At 70.0% G+C, this 25234-nt stretch carries 27 protein-coding genes; 21 read left to right on the top strand and 6 right to left on the bottom strand.

What is annotated here, in order from left to right:
* Positions 1 to 67: 67 nt before the first annotated feature.
* The 3 genes from LGI35_RS07495 (at position 68) to LGI35_RS07485 (ending at position 2684) form a co-directional block, all read left to right on the top strand.
* Entirely contained in the window at positions 68 to 1108 is a 1041-nt protein-coding gene (locus LGI35_RS07495) for a Dyp-type peroxidase (protein WP_227293114.1), read from the top strand.
* Positions 1105 to 1902 (top strand): family 1 encapsulin nanocompartment shell protein, encoded by a 798-nt coding sequence (locus LGI35_RS07490; RefSeq protein ID WP_227293113.1) that lies wholly within the window; start codon positions 1105 to 1107, stop codon positions 1900 to 1902. Before LGI35_RS07495 ends, LGI35_RS07490 begins: the two co-directional genes overlap by 4 nt.
* A 134-nt stretch (positions 1903 to 2036) precedes the next feature.
* Entirely contained in the window at positions 2037 to 2684 is a 648-nt protein-coding gene (locus LGI35_RS07485; protein WP_227293112.1) for an HAD family hydrolase, read from the top strand.
* Between the two features lie 42 nt (positions 2685 to 2726).
* On the opposite strand, the gene pspAB is transcribed toward LGI35_RS07485, so the two are convergent.
* Positions 2727 to 3317: a PspA-associated protein PspAB gene (gene pspAB, locus LGI35_RS07480; protein ID WP_227293111.1), complete on the bottom strand. Its 591-nt coding sequence runs from the start codon at positions 3315 to 3317 to the stop codon at positions 2727 to 2729.
* A gap of 18 nt (positions 3318 to 3335) precedes the next feature.
* On the bottom strand, positions 3336 to 4268 hold the full coding sequence (htpX, locus tag LGI35_RS07475) for a zinc metalloprotease HtpX (RefSeq protein WP_227293110.1): 933 nt from the start codon (positions 4266 to 4268) through the stop codon (positions 3336 to 3338).
* A 191-nt stretch (positions 4269 to 4459) separates the two neighbouring features.
* Between htpX and LGI35_RS07470 the strand changes: the two genes are divergently transcribed.
* A complete protein-coding gene (locus LGI35_RS07470; protein WP_376598694.1) occupies positions 4460 to 4966 on the top strand; it encodes an NUDIX hydrolase in 507 nt (168 codons plus the stop codon).
* Between the two features lie 7 nt (positions 4967 to 4973).
* Here the strand turns inward: LGI35_RS07470 and LGI35_RS07465 are convergent, their stop codons facing one another.
* Complete coding sequence (locus LGI35_RS07465) at positions 4974 to 6128, bottom strand: ROK family transcriptional regulator (RefSeq protein ID WP_227293109.1); 1155 nt, start codon at positions 6126 to 6128, stop codon at positions 4974 to 4976.
* A gap of 210 nt (positions 6129 to 6338) precedes the next feature.
* Between LGI35_RS07465 and LGI35_RS07460 the strand changes: the two genes are divergently transcribed.
* From LGI35_RS07460 to LGI35_RS07435, 6 genes are all read left to right on the top strand, one after another.
* On the top strand, positions 6339 to 7310 hold the full coding sequence (locus LGI35_RS07460) for a carbohydrate ABC transporter permease (RefSeq protein ID WP_227293108.1): 972 nt from the start codon (positions 6339 to 6341) through the stop codon (positions 7308 to 7310).
* Between the two features lie 28 nt (positions 7311 to 7338).
* Positions 7339 to 8262, top strand: coding sequence for a carbohydrate ABC transporter permease (locus LGI35_RS07455; RefSeq protein WP_227293107.1), 924 nt, complete (start codon positions 7339 to 7341; stop codon positions 8260 to 8262).
* Positions 8263 to 8277: 15 nt separating this feature from the next.
* Positions 8278 to 9621 (top strand): ABC transporter substrate-binding protein, encoded by a 1344-nt coding sequence (locus LGI35_RS07450; RefSeq protein ID WP_227293106.1) that lies wholly within the window; start codon positions 8278 to 8280, stop codon positions 9619 to 9621.
* Between the two features lie 95 nt (positions 9622 to 9716).
* On the top strand, positions 9717 to 10922 hold the full coding sequence (locus LGI35_RS07445; protein WP_227293105.1) for a Gfo/Idh/MocA family protein: 1206 nt from the start codon (positions 9717 to 9719) through the stop codon (positions 10920 to 10922).
* Positions 10923 to 11028: 106 nt separating this feature from the next.
* On the top strand, positions 11029 to 11664 hold the full coding sequence (locus LGI35_RS07440) for an LAETG motif-containing sortase-dependent surface protein (protein ID WP_227293104.1): 636 nt from the start codon (positions 11029 to 11031) through the stop codon (positions 11662 to 11664).
* 71 nt (positions 11665 to 11735) lie between these two features.
* The gene (locus LGI35_RS07435) at positions 11736 to 12275 is read left to right on the top strand and encodes a 2'-5' RNA ligase family protein (RefSeq protein ID WP_227293103.1); all 540 of its coding nucleotides are present in this window, start codon (positions 11736 to 11738) and stop codon (positions 12273 to 12275) included.
* Between the two features lie 4 nt (positions 12276 to 12279).
* On the opposite strand, the gene LGI35_RS07430 is transcribed toward LGI35_RS07435, so the two are convergent.
* A complete protein-coding gene (locus tag LGI35_RS07430; RefSeq protein ID WP_100594615.1) occupies positions 12280 to 12588 on the bottom strand; it encodes a zinc ribbon domain-containing protein in 309 nt (102 codons plus the stop codon).
* 97 nt (positions 12589 to 12685) lie between these two features.
* Positions 12686 to 13573, bottom strand: coding sequence for a TIGR03619 family F420-dependent LLM class oxidoreductase (locus LGI35_RS07425; RefSeq protein WP_227293102.1), 888 nt, complete (start codon positions 13571 to 13573; stop codon positions 12686 to 12688).
* Positions 13574 to 13743: 170 nt separating this feature from the next.
* On the opposite strand from LGI35_RS07425, the gene LGI35_RS07420 reads away from it, so the two are divergent.
* The 11 genes from LGI35_RS07420 (at position 13744) to LGI35_RS07370 (ending at position 24415) form a co-directional block, all read left to right on the top strand.
* Complete coding sequence (locus LGI35_RS07420) at positions 13744 to 13893, top strand: hypothetical protein (protein ID WP_165914302.1); 150 nt, start codon at positions 13744 to 13746, stop codon at positions 13891 to 13893.
* Between the two features lie 105 nt (positions 13894 to 13998).
* Positions 13999 to 15414 carry a phenylacetate--CoA ligase family protein gene (locus tag LGI35_RS07415; protein WP_227293101.1) on the top strand — a complete coding sequence of 472 codons (1416 nt, stop codon included), beginning with the start codon at positions 13999 to 14001 and terminating at the stop codon, positions 15412 to 15414.
* A complete protein-coding gene (locus LGI35_RS07410) occupies positions 15411 to 16304 on the top strand; it encodes a hypothetical protein (RefSeq protein WP_227293100.1) in 894 nt (297 codons plus the stop codon). Before LGI35_RS07415 ends, LGI35_RS07410 begins: the two co-directional genes overlap by 4 nt.
* Positions 16305 to 16477: 173 nt before the next feature.
* Entirely contained in the window at positions 16478 to 17428 is a 951-nt protein-coding gene (locus LGI35_RS07405) for an ABC transporter substrate-binding protein (protein WP_227293099.1), read from the top strand.
* Positions 17429 to 17430: 2 nt separating this feature from the next.
* Positions 17431 to 18399 (top strand): amino acid ABC transporter permease, encoded by a 969-nt coding sequence (locus tag LGI35_RS07400; RefSeq protein WP_227293098.1) that lies wholly within the window; start codon positions 17431 to 17433, stop codon positions 18397 to 18399.
* A gap of 8 nt (positions 18400 to 18407) precedes the next feature.
* A complete protein-coding gene (locus LGI35_RS07395; protein ID WP_227300229.1) occupies positions 18408 to 19160 on the top strand; it encodes an amino acid ABC transporter ATP-binding protein in 753 nt (250 codons plus the stop codon).
* A complete protein-coding gene (locus LGI35_RS07390; RefSeq protein ID WP_227293097.1) occupies positions 19157 to 20371 on the top strand; it encodes a M20/M25/M40 family metallo-hydrolase in 1215 nt (404 codons plus the stop codon). Before LGI35_RS07395 ends, LGI35_RS07390 begins: the two co-directional genes overlap by 4 nt.
* Positions 20372 to 20528: 157 nt before the next feature.
* The gene (locus tag LGI35_RS07385; RefSeq protein WP_227293096.1) at positions 20529 to 21401 is read left to right on the top strand and encodes a MurR/RpiR family transcriptional regulator; all 873 of its coding nucleotides are present in this window, start codon (positions 20529 to 20531) and stop codon (positions 21399 to 21401) included.
* Positions 21402 to 21532: 131 nt separating this feature from the next.
* On the top strand, positions 21533 to 22972 hold the full coding sequence (locus LGI35_RS07380; protein WP_227293095.1) for a hydrolase: 1440 nt from the start codon (positions 21533 to 21535) through the stop codon (positions 22970 to 22972).
* A 66-nt stretch (positions 22973 to 23038) separates the two neighbouring features.
* A complete protein-coding gene (locus LGI35_RS07375) occupies positions 23039 to 23827 on the top strand; it encodes an SAM-dependent methyltransferase (protein WP_227293094.1) in 789 nt (262 codons plus the stop codon).
* A gap of 75 nt (positions 23828 to 23902) precedes the next feature.
* Positions 23903 to 24415: a hypothetical protein gene (locus LGI35_RS07370; protein ID WP_227293093.1), complete on the top strand. Its 513-nt coding sequence runs from the start codon at positions 23903 to 23905 to the stop codon at positions 24413 to 24415.
* 114 nt (positions 24416 to 24529) lie between these two features.
* Here LGI35_RS07370 and LGI35_RS07365 read toward each other — a convergent pair whose 3' ends face one another.
* Complete coding sequence (locus LGI35_RS07365) at positions 24530 to 25210, bottom strand: GntR family transcriptional regulator (protein ID WP_227293092.1); 681 nt, start codon at positions 25208 to 25210, stop codon at positions 24530 to 24532.
* Positions 25211 to 25234 lie beyond the last annotated feature (24 nt).

Raw genomic sequence — 25234 nt, 5'->3', positions numbered from 1 at the left:
GGAGAGGCGAGCCCGGCTTAGTGTGACGGAAGTCAGCCGACTGCATCGCACCCCTGCGGGAGAGTCAGTGACGCAAACGCAGCCCGTCATGGCGCCGCACTCGACAGCGGCCCTCTTTCTCGTGCTGACCACGGCACCCGGCGCCGAACCCCGCGTACGCGACCAGCTCGGTGGTCTGAACGGGCTGCTGCGGTCGGTCTCGTTCCGCTCTCCCGACTCGTTCCTGTCGTGCACCGTCGGGATCGGTTCTGTGGTCTGGGACCGGTTGTTCGGCGGGCCGAGGCCTGTCGGGCTGCATCCCTTTCGTGAGCTGAACGGCGATCGGCACCGGGCCGTCGCCACTCCAGGGGATCTGCTCTTCCATGTGCGGGCGCGGCGGATGGACCTGTGTTTCGAGCTGGCCGGCCACATCGTCGGACAGCTCGGCGACGCCGCGACCGTTGTCGACGAGGTGCACGGCTTCAACTACTTCGACGACCGGGACCTGCTCGGGTTCGTCGACGGCAGCGAGAACCCGACCGGTGACGCGGCGCGCTCCGCCGTGTTCATCGGCGATGAGGACGCCCCGTTCGCGGGCGGCAGTTACGTCGTGGTGCAGAAGTACCTCCACGACATGGCTGCCTGGAACGCCCTGTCGACGGAGGAGCAGGAGAAGGTCATCGGCCGTTCGAAGGCCGACAACATCGAGATGTCCGACGAGACCAAACCCGCCGACTCCCACGTCGCCCTCAACACCATCACCGAGGACGGCGAGGAGCGGAAGATCGTCCGCCAGAACATGCCGTTCGGGACGCTGGGACGCGGCGAGTTCGGGACGTACTTCATCGGGTACGCGCGGACCCCCGCGGTCACCGAGCAGATGCTCGAGAACATGTTCATCGGCAGCCCTCCCGGCAACACCGACCGGATCCTCGACTTCTCCACCGCCGTCACGGGAAACCTGTTCTTCGTTCCCGCCGCAGACTTCCTCGACAACCTGCCGGACCCGCCCGATCTGCCGGACGCCGCACGCGAAGTTCCCGCCCCTGCCGCGTCACCGCAGCCCGTCGTCGCCCCGCCCGACGGCTCGTTGGGCATCGGCGGCCTCAAAGGAGCCCCCGCGTCATGAACAACCTGCACCGCGAACTCGCCCCCATCAGCGAAGCCGCCTGGGCGGAGATCGAGCAAGAGGCCGGCCGCACCTTCCAGCGTCATGTCGCGGGACGCCGCGTCCTCGACGTCACCGGCCCCGACGGGCTCGAACTCGCCGCCGTCGGCACCGGGCATCTGCGGTCCGTCACGCCGCCCGCCCCGGGAGTCATGGCACGGCTGCGCGAGGCCCAGCCACTGGTCGAACTGCGCGTTCCCTTCACCGTCAGCCGCGAGGCCGTGGACGACGTCGCCCGTGGCTCCAACGACTCCGACTGGCAGCCGGTCAAGGACGCGGCCCGCACCATCGCGTTCGCCGAGGACCAGGCCATCTTCGACGGCTACGCCGCGGCGCAGATCGAGGGCGTCCGCGAGCGCACGTCCAACCCCGTTCTGAGCCTGCCGGCCGAACCCCGTGACTACCCGGACACCATCGCGAGGGCCCTGAGTGCCCTGCGCCTCGCCGGCGTCGACGGCCCGTACTCGCTGCTGCTCGGCGCCGAGGCGTACACGGCGGTCAGCGAGACCACCGACCACGGTTTCCCCGTGTCCGGCCACATCGCCCGGCTCCTGGACGGCGAACTGATCTGGGCACCCGCGATCAATGGCGCCTTCGTCCTGTCCACCCGCGGCGGCGACTACGAACTCCGCATCGGCCAGGATCTTTCCATCGGTTACACCTCGCACGACGCGACCGGCGTCGAGCTGTACTTCCAGGAGACGCTGACGTTCCTGATGTACACGGACGAGGCCGTTGTCGCTCTGCGGGCGTGATGGTGAGGGTTGCGTGACGGTTGGGCTCTGTTGACGGGGTCTGCCAGGGCGATTAGGAAGATCGGATGAGTCGACCTGCCGTTTGCGGGCCCGAAGGGCCTCTCCGCGCCGGACCCGTTGCATCCGAGCTGCCCGTGCGCGCCGTTCTTTTCGACTTCTCCGGCACCCTCTTCCAGATCGGCACCTATGCCGACAGGATCAGGGCCGTGCTGGGGCCGGTCGATGAGCTGGTCATGGACGACATCCTCGATGGACTCGAAGCCGGCCTCACCGACCCGGACGTGGTCGCCGCGCAGCTCGGCAGGGATGTGTCCGCGAAGGCCCACCGGCACGCCTTCACCACCTGGTACGCGTCGGCTCCACAGCTCGCTCCGGTCGCCGACGTGCTGTACGAGCAACTGCGCGAGCCCGAACACTGGGTGCCGTACGCCGACGTGGCGGCGACCCTCTCCCGGCTGGTGGCCGAGGGGATGGCGTTGGGCGTCGTCAGTGACGTCGGGTGGGATCTGCGCGCGACCTTCGCCCGGCACCGGCTCGACGGCTTCTTCTCCAGCTGGGTGCACTCCTATGAGCACGTCACCGAGAAGCCGGATCCGGTGCTCTTCCAGCTGGCCTGCGACGAACTGGGCGTCTCGCCCGCCGAGGCCCTGATGGTGGGCGACCACCCGGCCAAGGACGGCGGGGCCGTCGCCGCGGGGCTGCGCGCCTACGTCCTGCCGACCGGGGCGGCCCCGGGGGCTCGTCGCGGGCTCGACGCCGTGCTCCGTCTTGTGGAGGCGTAACGAGTCTGGCGAGTGGGTCTCGCCCTTCCCTCGGAGGCCGTGTCAGGTTCCGGTCTCTCCCAGGCCGGGGGCGCCCCATACCGGGAACCAGCGTTCCAGGTCCGGTTCTATGCGGAGGTCGTCGCCGATCACTGCGCGTACGCGCAGTTCCAGGGCGTTGTCACGCCTTTCCCCGGGGAGTGGGGCGAAGGGGTAGAACGTGCCCCGCTTGTAGAGGTAGACGAGCGCCAGCGAGTGGCCCTCCGCGTTGTGGAAGCCGGCCAGGGAGCAGAGGAGTTGGGGGCCGAAGCCGTTGCCCTCGAGTGTGGCGTTCACCGCGTGCAGATCGCCGACCAGCGCCGGGAGGTCCGAGGGGGCTCGTCGGGAGAGCAGCCATGTGTAGCCGTATTCGTCCCGGCTGAACTCCGTCGCGGCGCCATGCTCCGTGTCGGCGTTCAGCAGCGCCCCCACGTCCTCGCGGATCGTCTCGAAGGCTGTCCCCTCCACCGTCGTGAAGCACACCGAGCCCAGGCCGGTCGGCGTGAACCCGGCGGCCGCCTCCAGGGTGATCGCGGCCGACGGCAGACCGAAGAGCCGGTCGAGGTCGGGTGGGGTGGGCCTGGTGCGCCCGAGCAGGATGTCCAGGAAGCCCATGTGGATCCCTTCGGGGGCTCAGGCCGGGCGGCCGAGGTCGGCGGAGATCGCCGCCAGCTGGTCGAGGCGCTGTTCGAGCGAGGGGTGCGTGGAGAAGAGCCGGGGCAGCGGGGCGTTCTTCGACAGCGCGGGGATGAAGTAGAACGCGTTGAACGCGCGGGCCGTCCGCAGGTCCTTGTTCGGGATGCGGGCGATGTCCCCGTCGAGCTTGGTCAGCGCGGACGCCAGCGCCGACGGCCGGCCCGTCAGCAGTGCCGCGGCCCGGTCGGCGGCCAGCTCCCGGTACCGGGACAGTGCCCGGATGAGGACGAAGCTGATCGCGTAGACGGCGATCGAGACGCCCATGACCACCGCGAGGACCACCAGCGTGTTCTGGTCGGTCCTGCGGCGGCCGAGCAGCTCGGAGTAGAACGCGAAGCGGACGATGATGCCGGCGATCACACCGAGGAACGAGGCCACCGTGATCACGGCGACGTCGCGGTGCGCCACATGGGACAGCTCGTGCGCGAGGACGCCCTCCAGCTCGTCGGGCTCCAGACGGCGCAGCAGGCCCGTGGTCACGCACAGCACCGCGTGATCGGCGTTGCGGCCGGTGGCGAAGGCGTTCGGCAGGTCGGTGCCGGCGATGGCCACCTTCGGTTTCGGCATGTCGGCGGTCGCGCACAGCCGGTCGATGACGCCGTGCAGCTGGGGCTGCTCCTCGCGGGTCACGATGCGGCCGTGCATGGCGTACAGGGCGATCCGGTCGGAGAACCAGTACTGCGACCCGAGGAGTCCCGCGGCGATCACGACGACCAGGAGCGTCGACTTGAGCAGGACCAGGAGCGCGCCGATGAACGCCACGTACAGCAGGCCCAGCAGGAACACGGTGACCAGCATGCGCGCGGTCAGCTGCCGGTCGGCCTTGAACCGGCTCCCTCCGGCCTTCAGGGTGGTTGTCACAGCCGTCACCGCCTTCGCTCCGCGGTGCGCGCCGCCGTGCGGGCCGCTCACGCGGAGCGGGACGGGCGGTGCGCTCACCTTCCACGATGCCACGTACCGGGGCACTTCAGACCAGTAGCGCACGGACGCTGTCGGTTCCTTGTCAGCCCCGGCTCCCGCTGCCCTGCCGGGTCGCGTCGGTGTCCTTCCAGAGTGGCGCCATGCCGCCGCGCGAGCAGTTCGAAGAGACCGCCGTGACACCTGCGCCACCCGTGATGAAGCAGGGCGAGGTCTGGACCGTGGGTGCCGTGATCCTCAATGCGCAGGGACAGGCTTTCGCGCAGAGACGAAGCCCCGACCGGCGCCTTTTTCCCGACACGTGGGACATCGTCGGCGGCCATGTGGAGCCCGGCGAGAGTCTCCTCGGCGCGCTGGCCCGCGAGATCGAGGAGGAGACGGGCTGGCGCCTGCGGCGGGTGGATGCGTTCCCCGGTGTCTCCACCTGGACCGGCGACGACGGTGGCGGCCGACGGCACGAGGCCGACTGGGTCGTCGAGGTCGACGGGGATCTGGACCACCCCGCTCTGGAGTGGTCCAAGCACTCCGCGTACGGCTGGTTCGGTACCGCCGACCTGGACCGGCTCAAGGAGAACCGTGGGCCGGGCGAGTTCCTGGTCCACGATCTGATCGCCGGCGTCCTGCTCGACCCGGCCCGCGGCCCCCGCTAGGGCGCCCTCACCCCTCGTTCGTCCCCAGCACCAGTACCTGGATGGCCAGGACCGCGGCGCCGCGGGCCCACTCGTGGAAGTCGGAGACCTTCGTCTCCAGGGGGACGGGGTCCGCCATGGGGTGGCGGTTGGCGAGGATCGCCTCGTGGACCACGCCGCCCGCGACATCGGCGAGGCCCACCCCCTCGCCGGCCAGCAGGATCTTCTCCGGCATCGCGAAGTTGGCGATCTGTGCGACCAGCGTGCCCAGGGCCCGCGCCGCCTCGCCGATCACGCGGGAACAGAGCGGGTCGCCGGACGCGGCGGCGGCCAGGATCTCCTCGTACGTCACGTCCCTGCCGGTGGCCGCGCGGACCTGGTAACAGATGCTGGGGATGGTCAACAGGGCCACGGCGCTGCCCCGTTCGCCCTCCGGGGTGAGCGGGCCGTTGGCGTTGATGATCCAGCGCTTGCCGACCCCGTGGCCGTCCTCGCCGGTGCGGACCAGGCGTCCACCGAGCACCAGGCCGTAGCCGATGCCCGCCCCGATCGTGAGGACCGCGAACCGGTCGAGGCCGCGGCCGGCGCCGAACCAGGCCTCGGCCTCGACCAGCGCCGCCACGTCGCTGTCGACGACGACGGGCAGCCCCGTGCGCCCTTCGACCATCTCGGCCAGCGGTACTTCCTCCCAGCCGAGGAACGCGTTCGTGACGACGGTCGCCCGGTGCCGGACGTTGCCGCCCACACCGATGCCGATTCCGGCGAGGCGGGGGAAGCTCTCCTGGAATCCGGTGGTCATCCGGTGCAGGAGGTCCGCGATCTCCTCCGGGTCGTGCGTGTCCAGGGGCTCGGAGCGGCGGGCGACGATCTCGCTCCTGAGGGTGGTGACCACTCCGTAGACCGCGTCACCCGTGATCTTGAACCCGGCGAAGCTCTGTGACCCGGCCACGATGTCGAGCGGCTGCGAGGGGCGTCCCTGGCGCATTGAGGCCGCCGTCGTGGCCTCCTCGACCAGCAGGCCGGACTCGATGAGCGGCTTGGTCAGACGGGTGAGGCTGCCGGGGGACAGGTTGAGCCGCTTGGCGATCTCGCTGCGGGACAGCGGGCCGTGCGTCAACACCTCGATCGCCACCGCGCGTTCACCGGGGCTCAGGGGCAGCCAGCTCGCGGTACGTGCGCTCATGGGCTCCTCGCGCTGGTTGTCGAAGGGGTGGCGTGCGGGCCTGAGTCTGTCACAGCCTGTGACACAGAATTATTCCGAGGTGGAAGCAATGTCAAGGTCGGATTTCACCAAAGGCGCCCTGAGAAGGTCTGCGCATGCCTCTTGACGCCATGATTGTTCCGCGTCAAAAGTAATCGGCACGAGGACGAGTCGCGGACGAGGGAGTCTCGGATGACTGTCGCCTCAAGCAGCCCACCCACCCGAGTGCGGCTGCCTGGTGCCGAACCAGCTAGGCGGAAGACCAAGGACCGGACCGGAGAACGGGACGGTGGAGGAAGCGGAGGGGACGGCGCCCTCGCGGCGGTCTTCATCGCTCCGGCGCTGCTCGGTTTCCTGGTCTTCCTGCTCTGGCCCACGCTGCGTGGGATCTATCTGAGCTTCACCCGCTTCAACCTGCTCACACCCGCCGAATGGGTCGGCCTCGACAACTATGTACGCATGGTCAACGACCCCATTTTCTGGGGGTCGTTGAGGGTCACCGTCGAGTACGTGGTCATCAACATCGGCGTCCAGACGGTCGCGGCGCTCGCCATCGCCGTCCTGATGCAGCGGCTGACGAAGTCGGCGCTGCTGCGCGGCATCGTCCTGACGCCCTACCTCGTGTCGAACGTCGTCGCCGGCATCGTCTGGCTCTGGATGCTCGACACCCAGCTCGGCATCGGCAACCGCGTCATCGGCGTGTTCGGCCTCGACCACATCCCCTTCCTGACCGACGAGACCTGGGCGATACCGACCATCGCGCTGATCAACGTATGGCGCCACGTCGGCTACACCGCGCTGCTCCTGTTCGCCGGGCTCCAGGCCATCCCCTCCGACGTGTACGAGGCGGCGAAGGTCGACGGCGCGAGCGAGTGGCGGATGTTCTGGCGCGTCACGCTGCCGCTCCTGCGGCCGGTGCTCGCCGTCGTCCTGATCATGACTGTCATCGGCTCGTTCCAGGTCTTCGACTCCGTCGCCGTGACGACGGCAGGCGGGCCCGCCAACGCCACGAACGTCCTCCAGCTGTACATCTACGGCTCCGCGTTCGGCCGCTTCCAGTTCGGCTACGCCTCCGCCATGTCCGTCGCCCTCCTGGTCGTCCTCAGCGTGATCACCGTCATCCAGTACCGGCTCACCCGCGCCGGACACACCGACCTCGGCTAGCGACGAGCGAGAGAGAGGAGCCATCGCCATGGCCGCCGTGACCCCCACAGCGCCCCGCGCCCACGCCCGCGCCCGGCGCAGGATCTCGCCCGGACGCGCCCTCGCCTGGGCCGTGATGACCGCGATCGTCGTCATCACCCTGGTGCCGTTCTACTGGATCCTGCGCACCGCCCTGTCCTCCAACACCGGGCTCACCGCCGACCCTTCGTCCCCGCTGCCCACCGGCCTCACGGGCGGGGGCTTCGCCCGGGTCTTCGGGCAGCAGAGCACGAAGGAGGCTCTGGCCCAGGGCGGCGCGGGCGGCTCGATCGACTTCTGGCGCTACCTGCTGAACTCCGTGGTCGTCTCGACCCTGATCACCGTCTGCCAGATCCTGTTCTCCGCGATGGCCGCATACGCCTTCGCCCGGCTGCGCTGGCGCGGCAGGGACCGGATGTTCGGCCTGTTCCTGGCCGGGCTCATGGTGCCGACCATCTTCACGTTCCTGCCGAACTTCGTGCTGATCAAGCAGCTCGGCCTGGTCGACACCCTGCTCGGGATCGCCCTGCCCAGCCTGTTCATGACCCCCTTCGCGGTGTTCTTCCTGCGGCAGTTCTTCATGAACCTGCCCCGCGAGGTCGAGGAGGCCGCGCTGCTCGACGGCGCCGGCAAGGTGCGGATCTTCTTCCGCGTGCTGCTGCCGATGGCGTCGACCCCCGTGATCACGCTGGGCGTCCTCACGTACATCACGGCCTGGAACGACTACTTCTGGCCGCTGATGGTGTCGTACAGCGACAGCTCGCGCGTGCTCACCGTCGCGCTGAGCATCTTCCGCGCGCAGACCCCGCAGACCGGCACCGACTGGTCGGGCCTGATGGCGGCGACGCTCGTGGCGGCGCTCCCGATGCTCGTGCTCTTCGGCTGCTTCGCGCGGCGCATCGTCAACTCCATCGGCTTCAGCGGGATCAAGTAGAGAGGCAGGAACCTGATGCGACTGCGTGCCTTCAGCGCCCTCGCGGGGGCGCTCGCCCTCTCGCTGGTGTCCGGCTGTTCGGCGGGATCCTCCTCCGGCTCGGACGCGCACACCGTCACGTACTGGCTGTGGGACGCCAACCAGCGGCCCGCTTACGAGGCCTGCGCCAAGGACTTCGAGAAGGAGAACCCGGGCCTCGACGTCCGCATCACGCAGATGGGGTGGAACGACTACTGGACCAAGCTCACCGCGAGCTTCATCGCGGGCACCCAGCCCGACGTGTTCACCGACCACATCCAGAAGTTCGCCCAGTTCGCCGACCTGGAGGTGCTCGCACCCCTCGACGAGCTGCCCCATACGCGCACCATCAAGAACGCGGACTACCAGCCCGGGCTCGCCGCCTCCTGGGTCGGCCAGGACGGGCACCGCTACGGCGCCCCGAAGGACTGGGACACCGTCGCCCTCTTCTACAACAAGAAGATGGCGCGCGAGGCCGGACTGACCGCCGGCCGGCTGAACAACCTCACCTGGAACCCCGAGGACGGCGGCACCTTCGAGAAGGCGATCGCCCGTCTGACCGTCGACAGGAACGGGGTGCGCGGCGACGAGAAGGGCTTCGACAAGAACCACGTCAAGGTCTACGGCCTCGCCACGAACGACGCGGGCGACGGCGACGGCCAGACCCAGTGGAGCGCGTTCGCCGCGTCCATGGGCTGGCGCTATACCGACCAGCCGGCCTGGGGCACCCACTACAACTACGACGACAAGAGGTTCAAGGCCGCGATCGACTGGTACTTCGGCCTCGCCAAGAAGGGCTACCTCCCGCCCCAGAAGGACTTCTCCCAGACCAACGGCCCCGATGTGCAGTTCGGTTCGGGCACGGCGGCGACCTCGCTCAACGGCTCCTGGATGATCAAGACGTACTACGGGTTCAAGGGCATCCGGACCGGCACGGCCGTCACCCCCGTCGGCCCGAGCGGCAAGCGCGCCACCATGATGAACGGCCTCGCGGACTCCATCACCAAGAACGCGCGCAACAAGCCGGGCGCCGAGAAGTGGGTGGCCTACCTGGCCTCCCACGCCTGCCAGCGGACGGTCGGCGAGCACGGGATCGTGTTCCCCGCCACCAAGGACGGCACGGCGGCGGCCGTCGCCGCGTACAAGAAGGACGGCATCGACGTCACGGCGTTCACGAAGCCGGTCGCCGACAAGACGACCTTCTCCTTCCCGATCACCAACTACGCGGCGGACGTGTATGCGTTGATGCGGCCCGCCATGCAGGACATCTACGCCAACGACGCGCCTGTCGGCGGCCTCGACCGCACCAACAGCCAGATCAACCTCCTGCTCTCCCAGTGAAGTTGAAGTCGGGGGAAGTTCGGGGGCGCGCAGTGAAGTTCCGTGCAGTTCAGTTCAGTGCAGTTCAGTGAAGTTCAGTCTGTGAAGGGATCCTCATGACGTTCTCCATCGGCATCGTCGGCGCCGGGCAGTTCTCCGGGCAGTTCGCCAAACTGTTCCGCGCCCACCCCGGTGTCGGCGACATCCACGTCACGGACCTGCTGCCGGAGCGCGCCGAACAGCTCGTCGCCGCCGAGCGGCTCACCGGCACCTTCCCCTCGTTCGAGGCCATGCTGGAGTCCGACGCGGTCGACGCCGTGGCGGTCTTCACCCAGCGCTGGACCCACGGTCCGCTCGTCCTGCAGGCGTTGCGCGCAGGGAAGCACGTGTACTCGGCGGTGCCGATGGCGATCACCGAGGACGAGATCGCCGCCATCATCGACGCCGTGCGCGACACGGGGCTGACGTACATGATGGGCGAGACCAGCCAGTACAACCCGGCGACGGTGCACGCCCGCAATCAGATCGCCGACGGCGCCTTCGGGCGGCTCTTCTACGCCGAGGGCGACTACGTCCACGACATGGACCTCGGCTTCTACGACGCCTACCGGTACAGCGGCGGCGACAACTGGAAGGCCACCGCCAGCTATCCGCCCCTGCTCTACCCGACGCACTCCGTCGGCGGTGTGCTCGGTGCCTGGCAGACCCACGCCGTGAGCGTCTCCGCGATCGGTGTGCCCGACGAGCGCGGTGACGGGGTCTTCGACAAGGACGTCAGCCAGTTCGGCAACGACCTGTCGAACGCGACGGCGCTCTTCGAGGTCGCGGGCGGCGGCTCGTTCCGTACGAACGAGTTCCGGCGGGTCGGCTATCCGTCGCACATCCGCGAATCGCGGTTCCGGTTCTTCGGCACCGACGCCAGCATGGAGCAGCTGGCCACGGTCAGCTTCTGGCAGGACAAGAAGGGAGTGCAGGACATCTCGGAACTCCTGCGGCCCAAGCCGACGCTGCCGGCCGACGACCCCTCGCTCCAGCACATCGCTCCCGCCCTCAGGGACGCGTTCACCTCCGGATCGGCTCCCGTGCACGACCGCGCCAGGCTGCCCCGCGAGTTCGACCACATGCCCAACGGGCACGAGGGAAGCCACCACTTCCTCGTCGACGACTTCGTCACCGCCGTCGCCACGAGGACCCTGCCGTCGGTGAACGCGTGGGTGGCCGCGCGCTACACCCTGCCCGGCATCGTCGCCCACGAGTCGGCCCTGCGCGGGGGTGCACGCCTGGACATCCCGGACTTCGGGGACGCTCCCAACTCCCTCTGAACCAGGGGGCGTGGGATAAGGGGGAGGCGGTTGCGAGCCCCCGGTGCGCCAGGAGTAGTGTGCGCGCACTGTCAAACGGGGCGAACACATCGCGGAGGAAAATTCTGTGGTTGAGAACAAGAAGACGTGGCGGGCATCGGGCGCCCTCATAGCGGCCGCCACGGCAGGTGCGTTCGGCGTGGGGCTCTTCGCGAGCCCGGCGCAGGCGCACACCCCCGTGTGGGAGGTGACCTGCTCCCAGGTCAGCCTCGACCTGACCAACTACGGGTCGCGGTCCGAGAACACGGTGACCGTCACGGTGGACGGCAAGGACCTCCTGCCCACCGAGACGTTCAAGAACGATTTCCACCAGAAGCTGAACCTGCCCGAGCACAGCAAGGAACTCGCGGTCCGTCTGGTCGTGAAGGCCGGCGACGGCGACCAGTACTCGCGTGACGAGACGAAGACGGCCCCGGTGTGCGAGGGCAGCACGCCCAAGCCGTCGGACACGCCGAAGCCGACTCCGACGCCGTCCAAGCCGGCCGACACGGCGTCTCCCACGCCGAGCGACAAGCCCAGCACGGCGACGAGCTCCGCTGCCGCGGTGCCCTCGTCCAAGCCGAGCGCCGACTCGGGTGACCTCGCCGAGACGGGCTCGTCCAGCGCCACGCCGCTCATCGGTGGCGCGGCCGCCGTGGTGATCCTCGCGGGTGGCGGCCTCGTATGGGCGACGCGCAAGCGTCGCGGCGCCGCTCAGGGCTGAGAACATGTGCGGGGGCGGGCCGTTCCTGGTCCGCCCCCGCACGCATGTCCCAGCACGGAGGTGAGGTGGCCATGACGGCCGTCGGCGAGGGGCGCGCCCCGGAGGACCGGAGCGCTCTGGTGATCACCCTGCCCATGGCGAACCCGCTGCTCGAAGCCGCGGCGGAGGTCAACCCGACGCTGGTGAGAAAGGGCCTGCCCGCCCATGTCTCGCTGCTCTACCCGTTCTTGCCGGCGGGGGAGCTGACGGCGGACGTCGACGCCGAGGTACGTGACCTCGCGTCGTCACTGCCCGCGGTCGAGACGGATCTGAAGGACTTCGTGGTGGCGCCGCGCTTCGTCGCCGTGCCCGTACCCGCGCTGCAGTGCGTGGCGGACGCGTTCTGCGCACGCTGGCCACACATCGCCCCGTACGGCGGCCGGTTCGGGGAGCGACCCGAGCCGCACGTCACGCTGGCGACGGGGGCCACGGACGAGGAGGCGGAGCTCGTGCAGGACCGGGTGCGGCCGCTGCTCCCGCTGCGCGTGGCGGCCTGGCGCGTCGATCTCGTGGTCCGCACCGACCGGGACTGGCGGCTGCGCCTCACGGCGCCGTTCGCCGCCAGCCCCTGAACGACTACTGCTGGTACGGGTTCTGGCCGAGCGGCTGGCCCGGCTGCTGCTGGCCCTGCGCCGGGTGACCGGCGGGCGCGGCGGCCTGCGCGAGCAGTGCCTCCGCCTGCTCCTTGGCGAGGTGGTGCTCGATCCCGCAGAACGTGCACTGCGAGCGGTACTTGGTGGAGATGGGGAACAGCGGCACGAAGAACAGCGTGAACTTCGTGACGTACTTGCGCAGCGCGTGCGCCGCGGGATTGCCGCAGTTTCCGCAGACGAACGTGAGCATCGCGAGCTGGTACAGATATCCCCGCGTACCGAAAATGATCATTGGTGGCCCCTCCCGACCGGCGGCCCGCCGGCACATGAGCGGCGGTATCCCGCCATCGTAGAGGGAGCACGCCGAGGCCGGCCGGGCGCAGTGGTCCTCAGGAGGCGTCGAGGTCCAGGGCCGCCGCCATCGCCTCCATCGCCACCACCTGGTCCTGGACGGGTACCTCCGCCAGATTGAGGTCGCCCCACTGGATCTCGTCCGCGCCCAGCTCCACGCACCGCTTCCGCTGCTCACGTGCGCCGTCGACCAGCGTGGCCACCGGGTCGGGAGTGTCCTGGGAGACCGCGAGGATCCGGATCACCAAAGGACCGGCGCCGCCGGCATCCCGGTACCAGTCGATCTGCGTACGGGCGGTGTCCCAGTCCTGCGGGAACACCACGGTGACGAACCCCGCGCCGAGCCGGGCCGCCCGTTCCACCGCGGAACGCGCGCCCGCCCCGATGACCAGGGGGAGCGGGCCGTTCACCGGTTTGGGCCCGACGGTCGCCGGCGGGATCCGGTAGAACTTCCCCTCGTACCGCACGGGGTCCGGGCCCCAGCAGGCCCGCATCGCGGCGATGTGCTCCTCGAAGCCCGCGCCCCGACGGCCGGCCGGCACTCCGGTGGCCGTGAACTCCTCCGGCAGCCAGCCCTGTCCGATGCCGACGTCGAGCCGCCCGCCGGAGAGCCGGTCGAGGGTGGCGAGCCGCCGGGCAAGGATCAGTGGTGGCTGGAACAGGGCGTTGACGATGCCCGTCGCCAGCCTGATCCGGCTCGTGTGCGCCGCGGCCCAGGTGAGCGTCTCGAGCGGTTCCCACACGTACGACTCGGGCAGCCGTGCCTCGTTGTGCCAGTCGGGTCCGGCGGGGAGCAGAAGCCGCTCGGACAGGGACACGCTGTCGAAGCCGAGACGCTCGGCGGCTCGCGCCACGTCGGCGATGGCCTCGGGTCCTGCGTGCGGTCCGAAGCTCGGCAGACCGAAGCCGATGCGCGGGGTGTTCATCGGGAGCTCTCCTCTGTCGGGGGTGCTGCTCCGTCCATGACCGTGAGCGGCGGCGGAACTCATCGTGTGAGCGCGGGGAGCGGCCTGACGCGGGACGATCTCGTCCGATTGCATGTTTCGGCGCGAACAATGGATCGCTGGACGTGTTCTTGACAGGAGAGTTTGCCGCAATGAGCATCGTTGTGCTTTCACCAGCCGGTGAAGGTCATCCGAACGATGGAGGGGGTTTACGAATGTCCGCGATCGTTTCCACGCTCAAGCACACCAAGTACGTCATGGGTTCGCTGGCGGCGGTGCTCTTCACCAACTGCCCCAGCTGACGCGGCGACGGGGCGGGTGGCCACGGCCGCCCGCCCCGTTTCTCTGCCGGGTTTCAGGGGGTCACGGTTCACGGTGCGCGATGGGTCGGAGGCGGGGGAGGAACCATGTTCGACGCGGGGATACGGCAGTTCCGCATGGCGCTGGCGATGGTGCTCGGCCGCCCCATCGACGTACGGTCCGCCGAGCGGCTGGTCGAGGACGCCCTCGCGACGATCGCCGAGTTCGGCTCGCCGGGAGAGGATGTCGAACAACTCCTGCGGGGCGCGGCCGCCGACCCGCAACTGCGCGCCGACCTGACGAACAAGGCCCTGCGCCGCACCGCCAGGCGCCTGGCCGACAAGTCACCTTTCTACGCCGAGCACTTCGAGGCCGCGGGCGTCGACCCCGCCACGCTGACCGTCGAGACCATGGGCCGCGTCCCCGTCACCACGAAGACGGACCTCGTCAAACGGTCTCGCGACTTTCTGTGCGGTGAGCCGTTCCTCGCCTCGCGCACCACCGGCACGACGGGCCGCCCCGCCGAGGTCTGGTACTCCCGCTACGAGGAGCGGCTGTGGCCCGCTCTGGTGGCTCTCTCGCAGGTCCTTCGCGGCAATGTACGCACCACGGACCTCGTCCAGTTCAACATCAGCTCCCGCGCCACCGGCACCGCGTACGCGGAGATGCAGGTGGCCCGCATGGCCGGGGCCGCGATCCGCATGGTCGGCCTGGTGCCCCCCGCAGAGACCCTCGACCTCACCGTAGGCACCGACGCCCCCGCTCCGACCCTGATGGTCACCTACCCGAGCTATCTGGGCCAGTTGGTCATCCTCGCCCGTGAACGGGGCCTCGGCCCCGCCGACTTCCGGCTGCGGCGCATCAACGTGGGTAGCGAAGTCCTGTCACCGGCCCTGGCCTCGGCCGCCGAGGAGACCTTCGGCGCCCCCGTCCACGACGGCTACGGCATGACCGAGGTGACTCCGGTGGCGGGCGCGATCTGCGCGCAGCGGCATCTGCACATCGACGCCGGGATCGGCCTCGTCGAGGTGTGCGACCTGGAGACCGGGGAGCCGGCCGAGCCCGGTGCGCTCGGCACCATCGTCGCCACCCCGTTCTACCCGTACCGGGAGTGCATGCCGCTCTTCCGCTACGACACCCGCGATCTCGTACGGCGTCTGCCCGACGCACCCCTCACCTGCGAGATGGCGAACGTCCCGGCCACCTCGCACATCCTCGGCAAGGCCGACCACGTGCTGAGCACCCGCGCCGGGGCCGTGATGCCGCGCGACATCATCGAGGTCCTCGACGCGCTGCCGGGCGCCCGGTGGCCCATGCGCTACCGGACCGACGTCACCGACGGCAGGCTGCGGCTCGAACTCGCCGCCGCGTGCGCCGCGGACAACAGCCCGGCCGACATCGCCGGCCGCCTCGCCGCGGCGGGCATCGACGCGACCGTCGCCCTCACCGACGTCGAGGGCCACCAACTGAGGCGCTACCGCTGCGACTTGGTCGAGCACAGCTTCGCCGGGAGGGCCTCGTGAGCGCCGCGCAGTCCGTGTTCTTCACCCTCGTCACGCTGGGCATCGCCCTGGGCGTCTCGCTCGCCGGCGTCGCGTACTTCCGGCTCGTCACCCTGCCGCGGCCGGCCGTCGGAGCCTTCAACGGCAACGACATGGTCATCATGATGGGCTTCGTCATCGCCCTGCCGTTCCTCTACCTGGCCCTGCCGGGCGCGCTCCTGCCGCCCGTCCTCGGCCTCACCCTGGCGGGCGGCCTCGCCGTCGCCTACGGCCCCGTGGTCCGAAGCGCCCGGCTCCGGTGGCTGCTCATCGCCGCGCTCCTCGCGGCCGACTGGTTCGCCGCGCGCACCGCCGAGGACGACCCGACCCATGCGCTCCCGTACTGGCTGATCAACAGCACCGTCATCATGCTGATGGCGGTCGGTGCCGCCAACCTCAACGCCCAGGGCGGTCTCCGTCTGCGGCACGTGGCCCGGTTCGCGCTGGCCCTTGCCGCGTACGACCTGTTCTTCGCCACGGCCGTGCCCATCACGCAGCGGCTCTTCGACGCCGTGCAGGGCTACGCCTTCGCGCCCTCCGCGGGCCTGCGCGTCGGAGACCTCGGCGCGGTGCTCGGCATGGGCGACCTCCTCGTGTACGCCCTCTACAGCACCGTCGCGTACAAGGCCTACGGGCGGCCCGGTCTCGTCACCGCGCTCGGCCTCGTCGCCGTGTTCGGCGCGCTCCTGCCGACCCTCACACCGGTCACGGTCGAGGCGCTCACCGGGCATTTCCCCGAGATCGTGCCCGCGCAGATCTTCTTCGGTCCCGCCGCGTTCGTCGGTCATCTGGTGCTGAGCCGCCGCGGCCCGGAGCGTCGCATGGCGGATGTCGGCCGCCCCGTCCCGACCCCGGTCTCCAGCGCGGCGTAGGCCGCCGGGCGCGCACGCCCGCCACTCCTGTTCCCGAGTCGCCCACGCGGAGGTCTGCCGGTGTCATCGACGTAACGTGCATTACATCTAGCCATCTGGAGGCTTGATGTGTAACTTCTGGGAGGTCGGCCGCGGGGTCTCCGCGCGCCTCGGACCTCCGAGAGGGAACGACGTTGAAGTACATCTCTGCGCCTCGCCACGCGGCGGCGGCCGTGCTGGCCTGCGCGGCCACGGTGGTGCTCGCCGGCTGCGGAGCGGGCGACGCCCGCGGCGGCGAACCGGCCTCCCGTGACAAGTCCGCCGACATCGCCGTGGCACGGGACGCGACGCTGCACGCGGCGCTGCCCGAGCGGATCAGGAAGGCGGGCACCGTCCGCGTGGCCACCGACGTTCCGTACCCGCCCTTCGCCATGTTCGTGGCAGCGGGCAAGAGCGATCTGACCGGACTCGACTACGACCTCGGCCAGGCCCTGGGCGCGAAACTCGGTGTGACGTTCGCCTTCACGCCCACGAAGTTCGACGGCATCGTGCCAGCGATCCAGGCGGGCAAGTTCGACGTGGCGATGTCGGCGCTCACCGACAACAGGGAGCGTGAGAAGCTGCTCGACTTCGTCGACTACTCGCGCTCCGGGTCCGGGATTCTGGTGGCCGAAGGCAATCCGCAAAAGATCGTCACGCTCGACGACCTCTGCGGCGGGAAGGTCGGCGTCCAGGCCGCCACCAACCAGCACAAGCTGCTCTCGGCCCACCAGTCCGCGTGCCGGTCCGCCGGTCACCGGCCGGCCGACATCCAGACGTTCCCCAAGGACTCGGACGCCCAGCTCGCCCTGCGCTCGGGCAAGGTGAGCGCCGTCGTCGTGACCAAGCCCGCCGCGGGCTGGGCGGCCAAGACCGCCGACGGCGGGAAGGCCTTCGACCTGGCGGAGGACCCCGAGGCGCCGGCCGGCTACCGCGCCTCACCCAACGGCATCGCCGTGTCGAAGCAGCTTCCGCGGCTCACGAGCGCGATCCGGCGAGCCCTTCAGGAACTGATGGACGACGGCACGCTCAACAGGATCTGCGCGAAGTACGGCGTCGCCGGCATCGCGCTGAAGCAGGCCACCGAGAACGCGGCGGTGGACTAGAGATGTCCGTGACCAGCACCGCCACCGGCACGCCGCGCCAGAACGACGGCCCCGCACCCGAGGCTTCCCCCATCGTCCCCGTACGCCACTGGGGCCGCGCCGCCGCCGCGGTCGCCGCCGTCGCCGCACTGGCCGGTCTCGTCGGCTCGCTCGCGCGCAACGACAACCTGCACTGGGACGTCATCGGTCACTACCTGTTCGCCGGACTCGTCTTCGACGGGCTGGCCACCACCCTGTGGCTGACCGCCGCCGCAATGACCCTCGGTCTCGTCCTCGGCACCCTCGTGGCCGTCATGCGCCTCTCCGACGACCCCGTCCTGTACGGCCTCTCGTCGCTGTTCGTCTGGGCCTTCCGTGGCACGCCGCTTCTCGTGCAGATCATCTTCTGGGGCTACGCCGGGGCCCTCTACCAGCACGTGATGATCGGCATTCCCTTCACCGGCGTGACCTTCTTCCAGGCCGACACCAACAGTCTGCTCACCCCGTCCGTCGCGGCCCTCCTCGCGCTCGGCCTGAACGAGGCCGCCTACGCCTCCGAGATCGTGCGCGCCGGAATCCAGTCGGTCGACGTCGGGCAGACCGAGGCCGCGCACTCCCTCGGCATGCGTCCGGCACTCACCATGCGGCGGATCGTGCTGCCCCAGGCGATGCGGGTGATCATCCCGCCGCTGGGCAACGAGACCATCAACATGCTCAAGATGACCGCTCTCGTGTCGGTGATCGCCGCGCACGACCTGATGTCCAACATCCAGGACGTGTACGGGCAGAATTACCAGGTCATCCCGATGCTGGTGGTGGCGTCCCTCTGGTATCTGGCCCTGGTCAGCCTGCTGAGCGTCCCGCAGGCATGGCTCGAACGCCGCTACGGACGCGGTTCGGCCCGGGCTACCGCGGCCTCCCCGCTGCGACGTCTCTGCGGCGGAACGCTCGCAGGAACACGCACCCGCACACAGAAGGAGGCCGCGCGTTGAGCGCGCCCATGGTGCACGCCGAGGGCGTGCGCAAGCACTTCGGGAAGCTGCAGGTCCTCAAGGGTATCGACCTGACGGTCGAACGCGGCCAGGTGTGCTGCCTGTTGGGGCCGTCGGGGTCGGGCAAGTCCACCTTCCTTCGCTGCATCAATCACCTGGAGAGGGCGGACGGTGGCAGGCTCTCCGTCGACGGGGAGCCGGTCGGCTACCGCGAACAGGGCTCCCGCCTCCACGAGTTGCGCGAACGCGAGGTGGCCGCGCGGCGCCGTGACATCGGCATGGTGTTCCAGCGGTTCAACCTGTTCCCGCACCTCACCGCCCTGGAGAACGTCATGGAAGCCCCCGTCAAGGTCGCGGGCACCGGCAGGACGGAGGCCCGGGACGACGCGCTGCGCCTCCTGCGCCAGGTCGGGCTCGCCGACCGGGCCGGCCACTACCCGGCCCAGCTCTCGGGCGGCCAGCAGCAACGCGTCGCCATCGCCCGTGCCCTGGCGATGAAGCCGAAACTCATGTTGTTCGACGAGCCGACGTCCGCGCTCGACCCCGAGCTCGTCGGCGACGTGCTCGACGTCATGCGAGGACTTGCCGAGGACGGCATGACGATGGTCGTCGTCACCCACGAGATCGGCTTCGCGCGCGAGGTCGCCGACCTCGCGGTGTTCATGGACGAAGGCGTCGTCGTCGAGTCCGGAGACCCCCGGCGCGTTCTCGCCGAACCGGAACAGGAACGCACCCGGACCTTCCTCTCGAAGGTCCTGTGAACGCCCCCGCACGGCAGTGGTCCGGCGACGAGACGCTGCTGGCCCACGCCCACGCGCACCAGGAGCGCTACCTCGCGGACCTCGCCGCACTCGTCGCCGTCGACTCGGGGTCCCACAGTGCCGACGGTGTCGACCGGGTCGCCGACCTGGTCGGAGCCCGTCTCGCCCTCCTGGGCTTCGACGTCGAACGGGTGCCGTTGCCGCCGGCCCACGGCCATCGCGTCGGCGACGCCCTCGTCGGCCGCAGACAGGGCCGCCTCGCCGTCGCCGACGGGGGCCGCAGGATCCTGCTGGCCGCGCACATGGACACCGTCTTCGACGACGGCGCCGCCGCCGAACGGCCTTTCACCGTCGAGGGATCCCTCGCCCACGGCCCGGGGGTGAGCGACGACAAGGGCGGCCTGGTCGCAGGGCTCGCCGCGGTCGAGATACTGAACCGAGCCGGCCGGGAGGACTACGCGGAACTCGTCTTCCTCGCCACTCCCGACGAGGAGATCGGCTCCCCCGTGAGCAGACCGCTCACCCGGCGGGCCGCCGAAGGCGCGCACTACGCCCTGGCTCTCGAATGCGCCCGTGAGAACGGTGACCTGGTCATCGCCCGTAAGGGGGTGGCGGATTTCAGGATCGCTGTCACCGGGCGCGCGGCCCACGCGGGCATCGAACCCGAGCGGGGAGCCAACGCCGCCCTGGCCGCCGCCCACCTCGTCGTCGCCGTCCAGGCGCTGAACGGCCGCTGGGACGGTGTCACCGTCAACGTCGGCGTCGTCCGCGCGGGCAGCCGGTTCAACATCGTCTGCCCTGCCGCGGAGCTCCTCGTCGAAGTGCGCTCCGCCACGGACGACGGCATGCGCGAGGCCGTCGCAGCGCTCCGGGCGATCGCCGCAAGGCCCGCCGTCCCCGGCACCGGCGCCGAGGTCGAGGAGCTGGACTCCTGCCCGCCGATGGAGGACACCGACGCCTCCCGGCGCATGCTCGGCCGGGCCCGGGACATCGGAGCACGTCTCGGGCTGGCCTTCGGCGCGGCGGCGACGGGTGGGGTGGGTGACGCGAACACCATCGCCGGCTGCGGAGTACCGACCCTCGACGGCCTCGGGCCGGTCGGCGGCGCGGATCACACCCCCGAGGAATGGCTGGACACCGCCTCGGTCCCCGGCCGTGTCGCCCTGCTGGCCGAGCTGATCGCCGACCTCGGCGACAGTCGCGGCGACTGACGCGGCCCCATGACGCTCCCGCACCGGTTTGATCGCGCCGTTGGCCGGTGCGGGAGCCCTCTGTCGACTCGGTCGAGGCCGGGAACCCGGCCCCGGCCCACGGCGTTAGGCTCGCCGCACGGGCCCCCGCCCGCCGACGAAGCGAAAGGAACCCACGATGGCCTCCGGCGCACTCGCCGACGTGATCCGGCAGAAGCTGGGCGACCTCAGTCCCGCCGAACGCAAGGTCGCTCGCGTCCTCCTGGCCAACTACCCCTCCGCCGGGTTCGAGACCATCGCCGTTCTCGCCGATCGGGCTGCGGTGAGCGCCCCCACCGTCATCCGCTTCGTCAACCGGATCGGCTACAAAGGGTTTCCCGACTTCCAGACCGCCCTGCGCGAGGAGCTCGACGAGCGCAACGCCTCGCCCCTGTCCCTGTACCAGTCCGCCGACCACGGCAGCTTCGCCGAGACGCCGGACGGTGAGAACTCCCTGATCCAGCGGGGCGGCAGCGTCTTCAGCTCGGCCGTGGCCCAGACACTCGCCGAGCTCCCGCCCCACGACCTGGAACGCGCCGTCTCCCTGCTGGCAGACGGAAAGCGGCGCGTCCTCCTGGCCGGCGGGCGCTTCACCCATCTCTTCGCCCACTACCTGGGCCTGCATCTGATGCAACTGCGTGACGACGTCAAACTGCTGCCCGCTCTCGACGTGGAGCGCACCGCGGCCCTGGGTTCGCTCACCCGTCGTGACGTCCTCGTCGTCTTCGACTTCCGCCGCTACGAGCAGGACAAGGTCACCATGGCCGAACTCGCCGTGCGGCAGGGGGGAAAGGTCGTCCTGTTCACGGACAGGTGGCTTTCCCCGGTCTCCGCGCACGCCGAGGTGGTGCTGACCAGCCTCGTCACGACGCCGTCGCCGTACGACAGCTTCGTGCCGACCCTCGCCGTGATCGAGACCGTCGTCGCCGGAGTCGTCGGGGCTCTCGGCGAGGACGCGCCGGCGCGGCTGCGGCACACCGAGGAGATCGCGCGGCGTATCGGTCTGCAGTGACCTGTCGGTGCCACCAACTTGCCATGTACTGTTCAATTACGCGTGGCTCTCCCTCCGCACGGTGGGTGTTCTACGCGCGCAGACTCGACGCCCGCACCGCCTTCTCCCCACCCCTCACGGAGGTATGACGGATGCTCGGATCCAGACGTCCCCGCCGCCGCGTCGCCTGCGCGGCCGCCGTCTTCGGAATGCTCCTCGCCGGTGTGACGGCAGGTCAGGCCGGTGCGGCCCCGGCCGCCGCCGCGACGCCCCACCGCGTGCTCTTCGACAACACCAAGGCCGAGACCGCCGGCAACGCCGACTGGATCATCGGCACCAGCCAGCCCGACCCGCTCGGCCAGGACGCGACCCCCTCGGCCGAGAACGACTGGACGGGCGCGCTCTCCGCATGGGGCGTGGGCCTCCAGAAGACCGGCGACTACGCGCTCAAGACACTGCCGTCGGGCAACACCATCACGTACGGGACCTCGTCGGCCCTGGACCTCAAGAACTTCGACACGTTCGTGCTGCCCGAGCCGAACGTGCTGCTCAGCGCGGCGGAGAAGACCGCCGTCATGAAGTTCGTCCAGAACGGCGGCGGCCTCTTCCTCATCTCCGACCACACCGGCGCGGACCGCAACAACGACGGCATCGACGCGGTCGAGGTCATCAACGACCTCATGACCGACAACTCCGTCGACTCCACGGATCCGTTCGGCTTCTCCGTCGACACGCTGAGCATCAGCACCGACAACCCGAAGGCCATCACCTCCACCTCCGACCCCGTCATCAACGGGTCGTTCGGCAAGGTCGGCGGCAGCATCATCCGCAGCGGCACCACGGCCACGCTCAAGCCGGCCGACAACTCCTCGGTCAAGGGCCTCGTCTACCGCACCGGTTCCTCCGGCAACACGGGCGCCTTCTTCGCCACCAGCACGTTCGGCAGCGGCCGCGTCGCGTTCTGGGGCGACAGCTCCCCGATCGACGACGGTACGGGCCAGTCGGGCAACACGCTCTACGACGGCTGGAACGACCCGGCGGGCACGAACGCGCCCCTCGCCCTGAACGCCACCGAGTGGCTCTCCGGTGCCACCGGCAGCAGCGGGGGTGGCGGCGGCACCTGCACCGCCGCCCAGCTCCTCGGCAACCCGGGCTTCGAGTCGGGCAGCACCACCTGGACCGCCTCCAGCGGCGTCATCACCGACGACACCGGCGAACCCGCGCGCACCGGCACCTACAAGGCCTGGATGAACGGTTACGGCTCGGCCCACACCGACACCCTGTCGCAGACGGTGAACATCCCGACCGGCTGCGCGGCCACCCTCAGCCTCTACCTCCACATCGACACGGCCGAGACCACGACCACCACGGCGTACGACACCCTCAAGGTGCAGGTCCTCAACAGCGGCGGCACCGTCCTGTCGACGCTCGGCACGTACTCCAACCTCGACGCGGCCTCGGGCTACGCGCTCAAGACGTTCGACCTGGGCGCGTACGCGGGTCAGTCGGTGACCGTGAAACTGACCGGCACGGAAGGGTCCACCCTCCAGACGTCGTTCGTCGTCGACGACACATCGGTCGGTGTGAGCTGACCCTCCGCAGGTCGCCCGCCAATCGTCCGTACTGACAAGCGAGTTGCTGTGGCAGACTGCGTGGCCATGACGGCAGAGACACCACCCAGCCCCCGGATAGACACCAGCAAGCCCCACCCGGCCCGTGTCTACGACTATCTCCTCGGCGGCAAGGACAACTACCCCGTCGACGAGGAGGTGGGGGAGCAACTGCCTCCCCAGGCGCGGGACGCGGCGCGCCAGAACCGGGAGTTCATGCACCGCGCCGTCGCGTGGCTGGCAGGCAACGGTGTCGACCAGTTCCTCGACATCGGCACCGGGATCCCGACCGCGCCGAACCTGCACCAGATCGTCCAGGGGATCCGCCCCGAGTCGCGCGTCGTCTACACGGACAACGACCCCATCGTGCTGCGGCACGCCGAGGCCCTGCTGGTCAGCAGCCCCGAGGGCATGACCGACTACGTCCAGGGGGATGTGCGCGCGCCCCGGGAGATCCTCGACCACGCCCGCAAGCTGCTCGACTTCGACCGGCCGATCGCGCTCTCGCTCATCGCGCTCATGCACTTCCTGCCCGGCGAGCAGGAGCCGTACGACATCGTCTCCACCCTGGTGGAAGCGCTGCCCTCCGGCAGTTACCTCGTGCTGTCGCACGCGTCGTCCGACATCTTCCCGGAGCTTTCCGCGCAGGTGGCGGCCGAGTACGCCAAGGGCGGGATCGAGCTCGGGTTCCGTTCGCGGGACGGGGTCGGCCGCTTCTTCGAGGGGCTCGAACTCGTGGAGCCGGGCCTGGTGACGGCGACGGAGTGGTTCCGGGGCACGGTCGCCCCGCGCCCGGAGGACGGCGGAATCTACGCCGTGGTGGCGCGCAAGCCGTAGGCGAATCACGGCGGACACCGATGCGGCGTCCGGCGGGAGCGATCTCCCGGCGGGCGCCGCATTTATTGTTCGCGCATGGCAGTGAATACGGAGAAAAAAGGGGAGTTGCTCAACACCCTGCGCGAGCGGCTGAAGGAGCGCATCTACGCCGCGATCACGATGCTCGCGGTGGTCGTGGGCCTCGCGCAGAACCCGCACACCGGGCACTGGACCGCTGCCGCCTATGTGACGGGTACCGCGGTCGGCCTGTGGCTGGCCACGCTGGTGGCGGACGTGCAGTCGCACCGCGTCGTGCACCAGCGGTTCCCGGCGCGCGCCGAGGCGCGGCACATGCTGTACGTCAGCAGCCCTCTCCTGTCGTCCGCGGGCGGCCCGCTGGTGATGGACGCCCTGTCCGCGACGGGCGCCCTCGACCTCGATGTCGCTCTGTGGATCGCGGCCGGCGTGGGTGTCGCCGGCCTCGCCGCCTGGGGCTTCGAGGGCGGCCGCCGGATGGGCGGCGGGCTGCTCGCGTCGAGCCTGGCGGCCGTGGTCGACGCGGTGATCGGGGTCGGCGTGGTGGGGGTGAAGCTCCTCGCGGGACACTGACCGCCCGCGCCTCGTGAGTCTTTCCGAGTGGCGCGACGCCCAACTCCCCTGCGCCGCAGCCATGTTCGAGCGGGTGGCGCCGTGTGGCCGACCGGTGGCGGCCGGCCCTGCGGCTCAGTAGGTGTCGGGCGCGTCGAACAGGAGGCGCAGCGCCACCTCCCTGTAGTGGCGTACATGCCGCAGCGCGCACGCGGCCGCCGCCTCGGGGTCGGCGGCGGCGATCGTCTCGTAGAGGCGGCGGTGCTCCTCCCACACCGACGTGGGGTCGTCGATCTGATGGAAAAGCCAGCGCAGCCGGCCCTCCAGGGGTTCGAGGGTCGCGGCGAGGAGTTCGTTGCCCGCCATCTCGACGATGTGGTGGTGGAACGCGGTGTTGGCGCGCGACACGCGCTCGGGGCGCCCGGCGAGCGTGGCCTTGCGGGCACTCTCCAACAGGCGCTGCATGTGCCGTAGTTGAACCTCGTCCGCGTTCTCCGCCGCGCGGCGCGCCGCGAGGACCTCAAGTGCCTCGCGCAGGTCGAAGAGGTTCGCCACGTCCTGGCGTGACAGCTCCTTGACGACGATGCGCCGCGGGGACAGGGCCTCGAGGAACCCCTCGCTCATCAGGATGCGGATCGCCTCGCGCACCGGGATGCGGGAGACGCCGAACTCCTCGGCCACGTCCCGTTCGACGAGGCGGTCGCCCGGCTTGAGCCTGCCGCCGATGATCTGGTCGCGGATCCCCTCGCAGACCTGGTCGCGCAGCCACCCCGTCCCGGTCGGGGACGTGGTGTCCCGGGTCTGGCCCTGTGTCATGTGTCCTCCCCGAAAAGTTGCTCT

The sequence above is a fragment of the Streptomyces longhuiensis genome, assembly GCF_020616555.1.
Lineage (GTDB): Bacteria > Actinomycetota > Actinomycetes > Streptomycetales > Streptomycetaceae > Streptomyces > Streptomyces longhuiensis.
This window is presented reverse-complemented; position numbering and strand designations above follow the sequence as displayed.

Coding starts and splice junctions, on each gene's coding strand:
- LGI35_RS07435 (WP_227293103.1), top strand. CDS start 11,736: ATGACGGCCGTCGGCGAGGGGCGCGCCCCGGAGGACCGGAGCGCTCTG.
- LGI35_RS07490 (WP_227293113.1), top strand. CDS start 1,105: ATGAACAACCTGCACCGCGAACTCGCCCCCATCAGCGAAGCCGCCTGG.
- LGI35_RS07375 (WP_227293094.1), top strand. CDS start 23,039: ATGACGGCAGAGACACCACCCAGCCCCCGGATAGACACCAGCAAGCCC.
- LGI35_RS07445 (WP_227293105.1), top strand. CDS start 9,717: ATGACGTTCTCCATCGGCATCGTCGGCGCCGGGCAGTTCTCCGGGCAG.
- LGI35_RS07455 (WP_227293107.1), top strand. CDS start 7,339: ATGGCCGCCGTGACCCCCACAGCGCCCCGCGCCCACGCCCGCGCCCGG.
- LGI35_RS07425 (WP_227293102.1), bottom strand. CDS start 13,573: ATGAACACCCCGCGCATCGGCTTCGGTCTGCCGAGCTTCGGACCGCAC.
- LGI35_RS07430 (WP_100594615.1), bottom strand. CDS start 12,588: ATGATCATTTTCGGTACGCGGGGATATCTGTACCAGCTCGCGATGCTC.
- LGI35_RS07370 (WP_227293093.1), top strand. CDS start 23,903: ATGGCAGTGAATACGGAGAAAAAAGGGGAGTTGCTCAACACCCTGCGC.
- LGI35_RS07380 (WP_227293095.1), top strand. CDS start 21,533: ATGCTCGGATCCAGACGTCCCCGCCGCCGCGTCGCCTGCGCGGCCGCC.
- LGI35_RS07400 (WP_227293098.1), top strand. CDS start 17,431: ATGTCCGTGACCAGCACCGCCACCGGCACGCCGCGCCAGAACGACGGC.
- LGI35_RS07395 (WP_227300229.1), top strand. CDS start 18,408: ATGGTGCACGCCGAGGGCGTGCGCAAGCACTTCGGGAAGCTGCAGGTC.
- LGI35_RS07470 (WP_376598694.1), top strand. CDS start 4,460: ATGCCGCCGCGCGAGCAGTTCGAAGAGACCGCCGTGACACCTGCGCCA.
- LGI35_RS07365 (WP_227293092.1), bottom strand. CDS start 25,210: ATGACACAGGGCCAGACCCGGGACACCACGTCCCCGACCGGGACGGGG.
- LGI35_RS07465 (WP_227293109.1), bottom strand. CDS start 6,128: ATGAGCGCACGTACCGCGAGCTGGCTGCCCCTGAGCCCCGGTGAACGC.
- LGI35_RS07420 (WP_165914302.1), top strand. CDS start 13,744: ATGAGCATCGTTGTGCTTTCACCAGCCGGTGAAGGTCATCCGAACGAT.
- LGI35_RS07460 (WP_227293108.1), top strand. CDS start 6,339: ATGACTGTCGCCTCAAGCAGCCCACCCACCCGAGTGCGGCTGCCTGGT.
- LGI35_RS07385 (WP_227293096.1), top strand. CDS start 20,529: ATGGCCTCCGGCGCACTCGCCGACGTGATCCGGCAGAAGCTGGGCGAC.
- pspAB (WP_227293111.1), bottom strand. CDS start 3,317: ATGGGCTTCCTGGACATCCTGCTCGGGCGCACCAGGCCCACCCCACCC.
- LGI35_RS07450 (WP_227293106.1), top strand. CDS start 8,278: ATGCGACTGCGTGCCTTCAGCGCCCTCGCGGGGGCGCTCGCCCTCTCG.
- LGI35_RS07415 (WP_227293101.1), top strand. CDS start 13,999: ATGTTCGACGCGGGGATACGGCAGTTCCGCATGGCGCTGGCGATGGTG.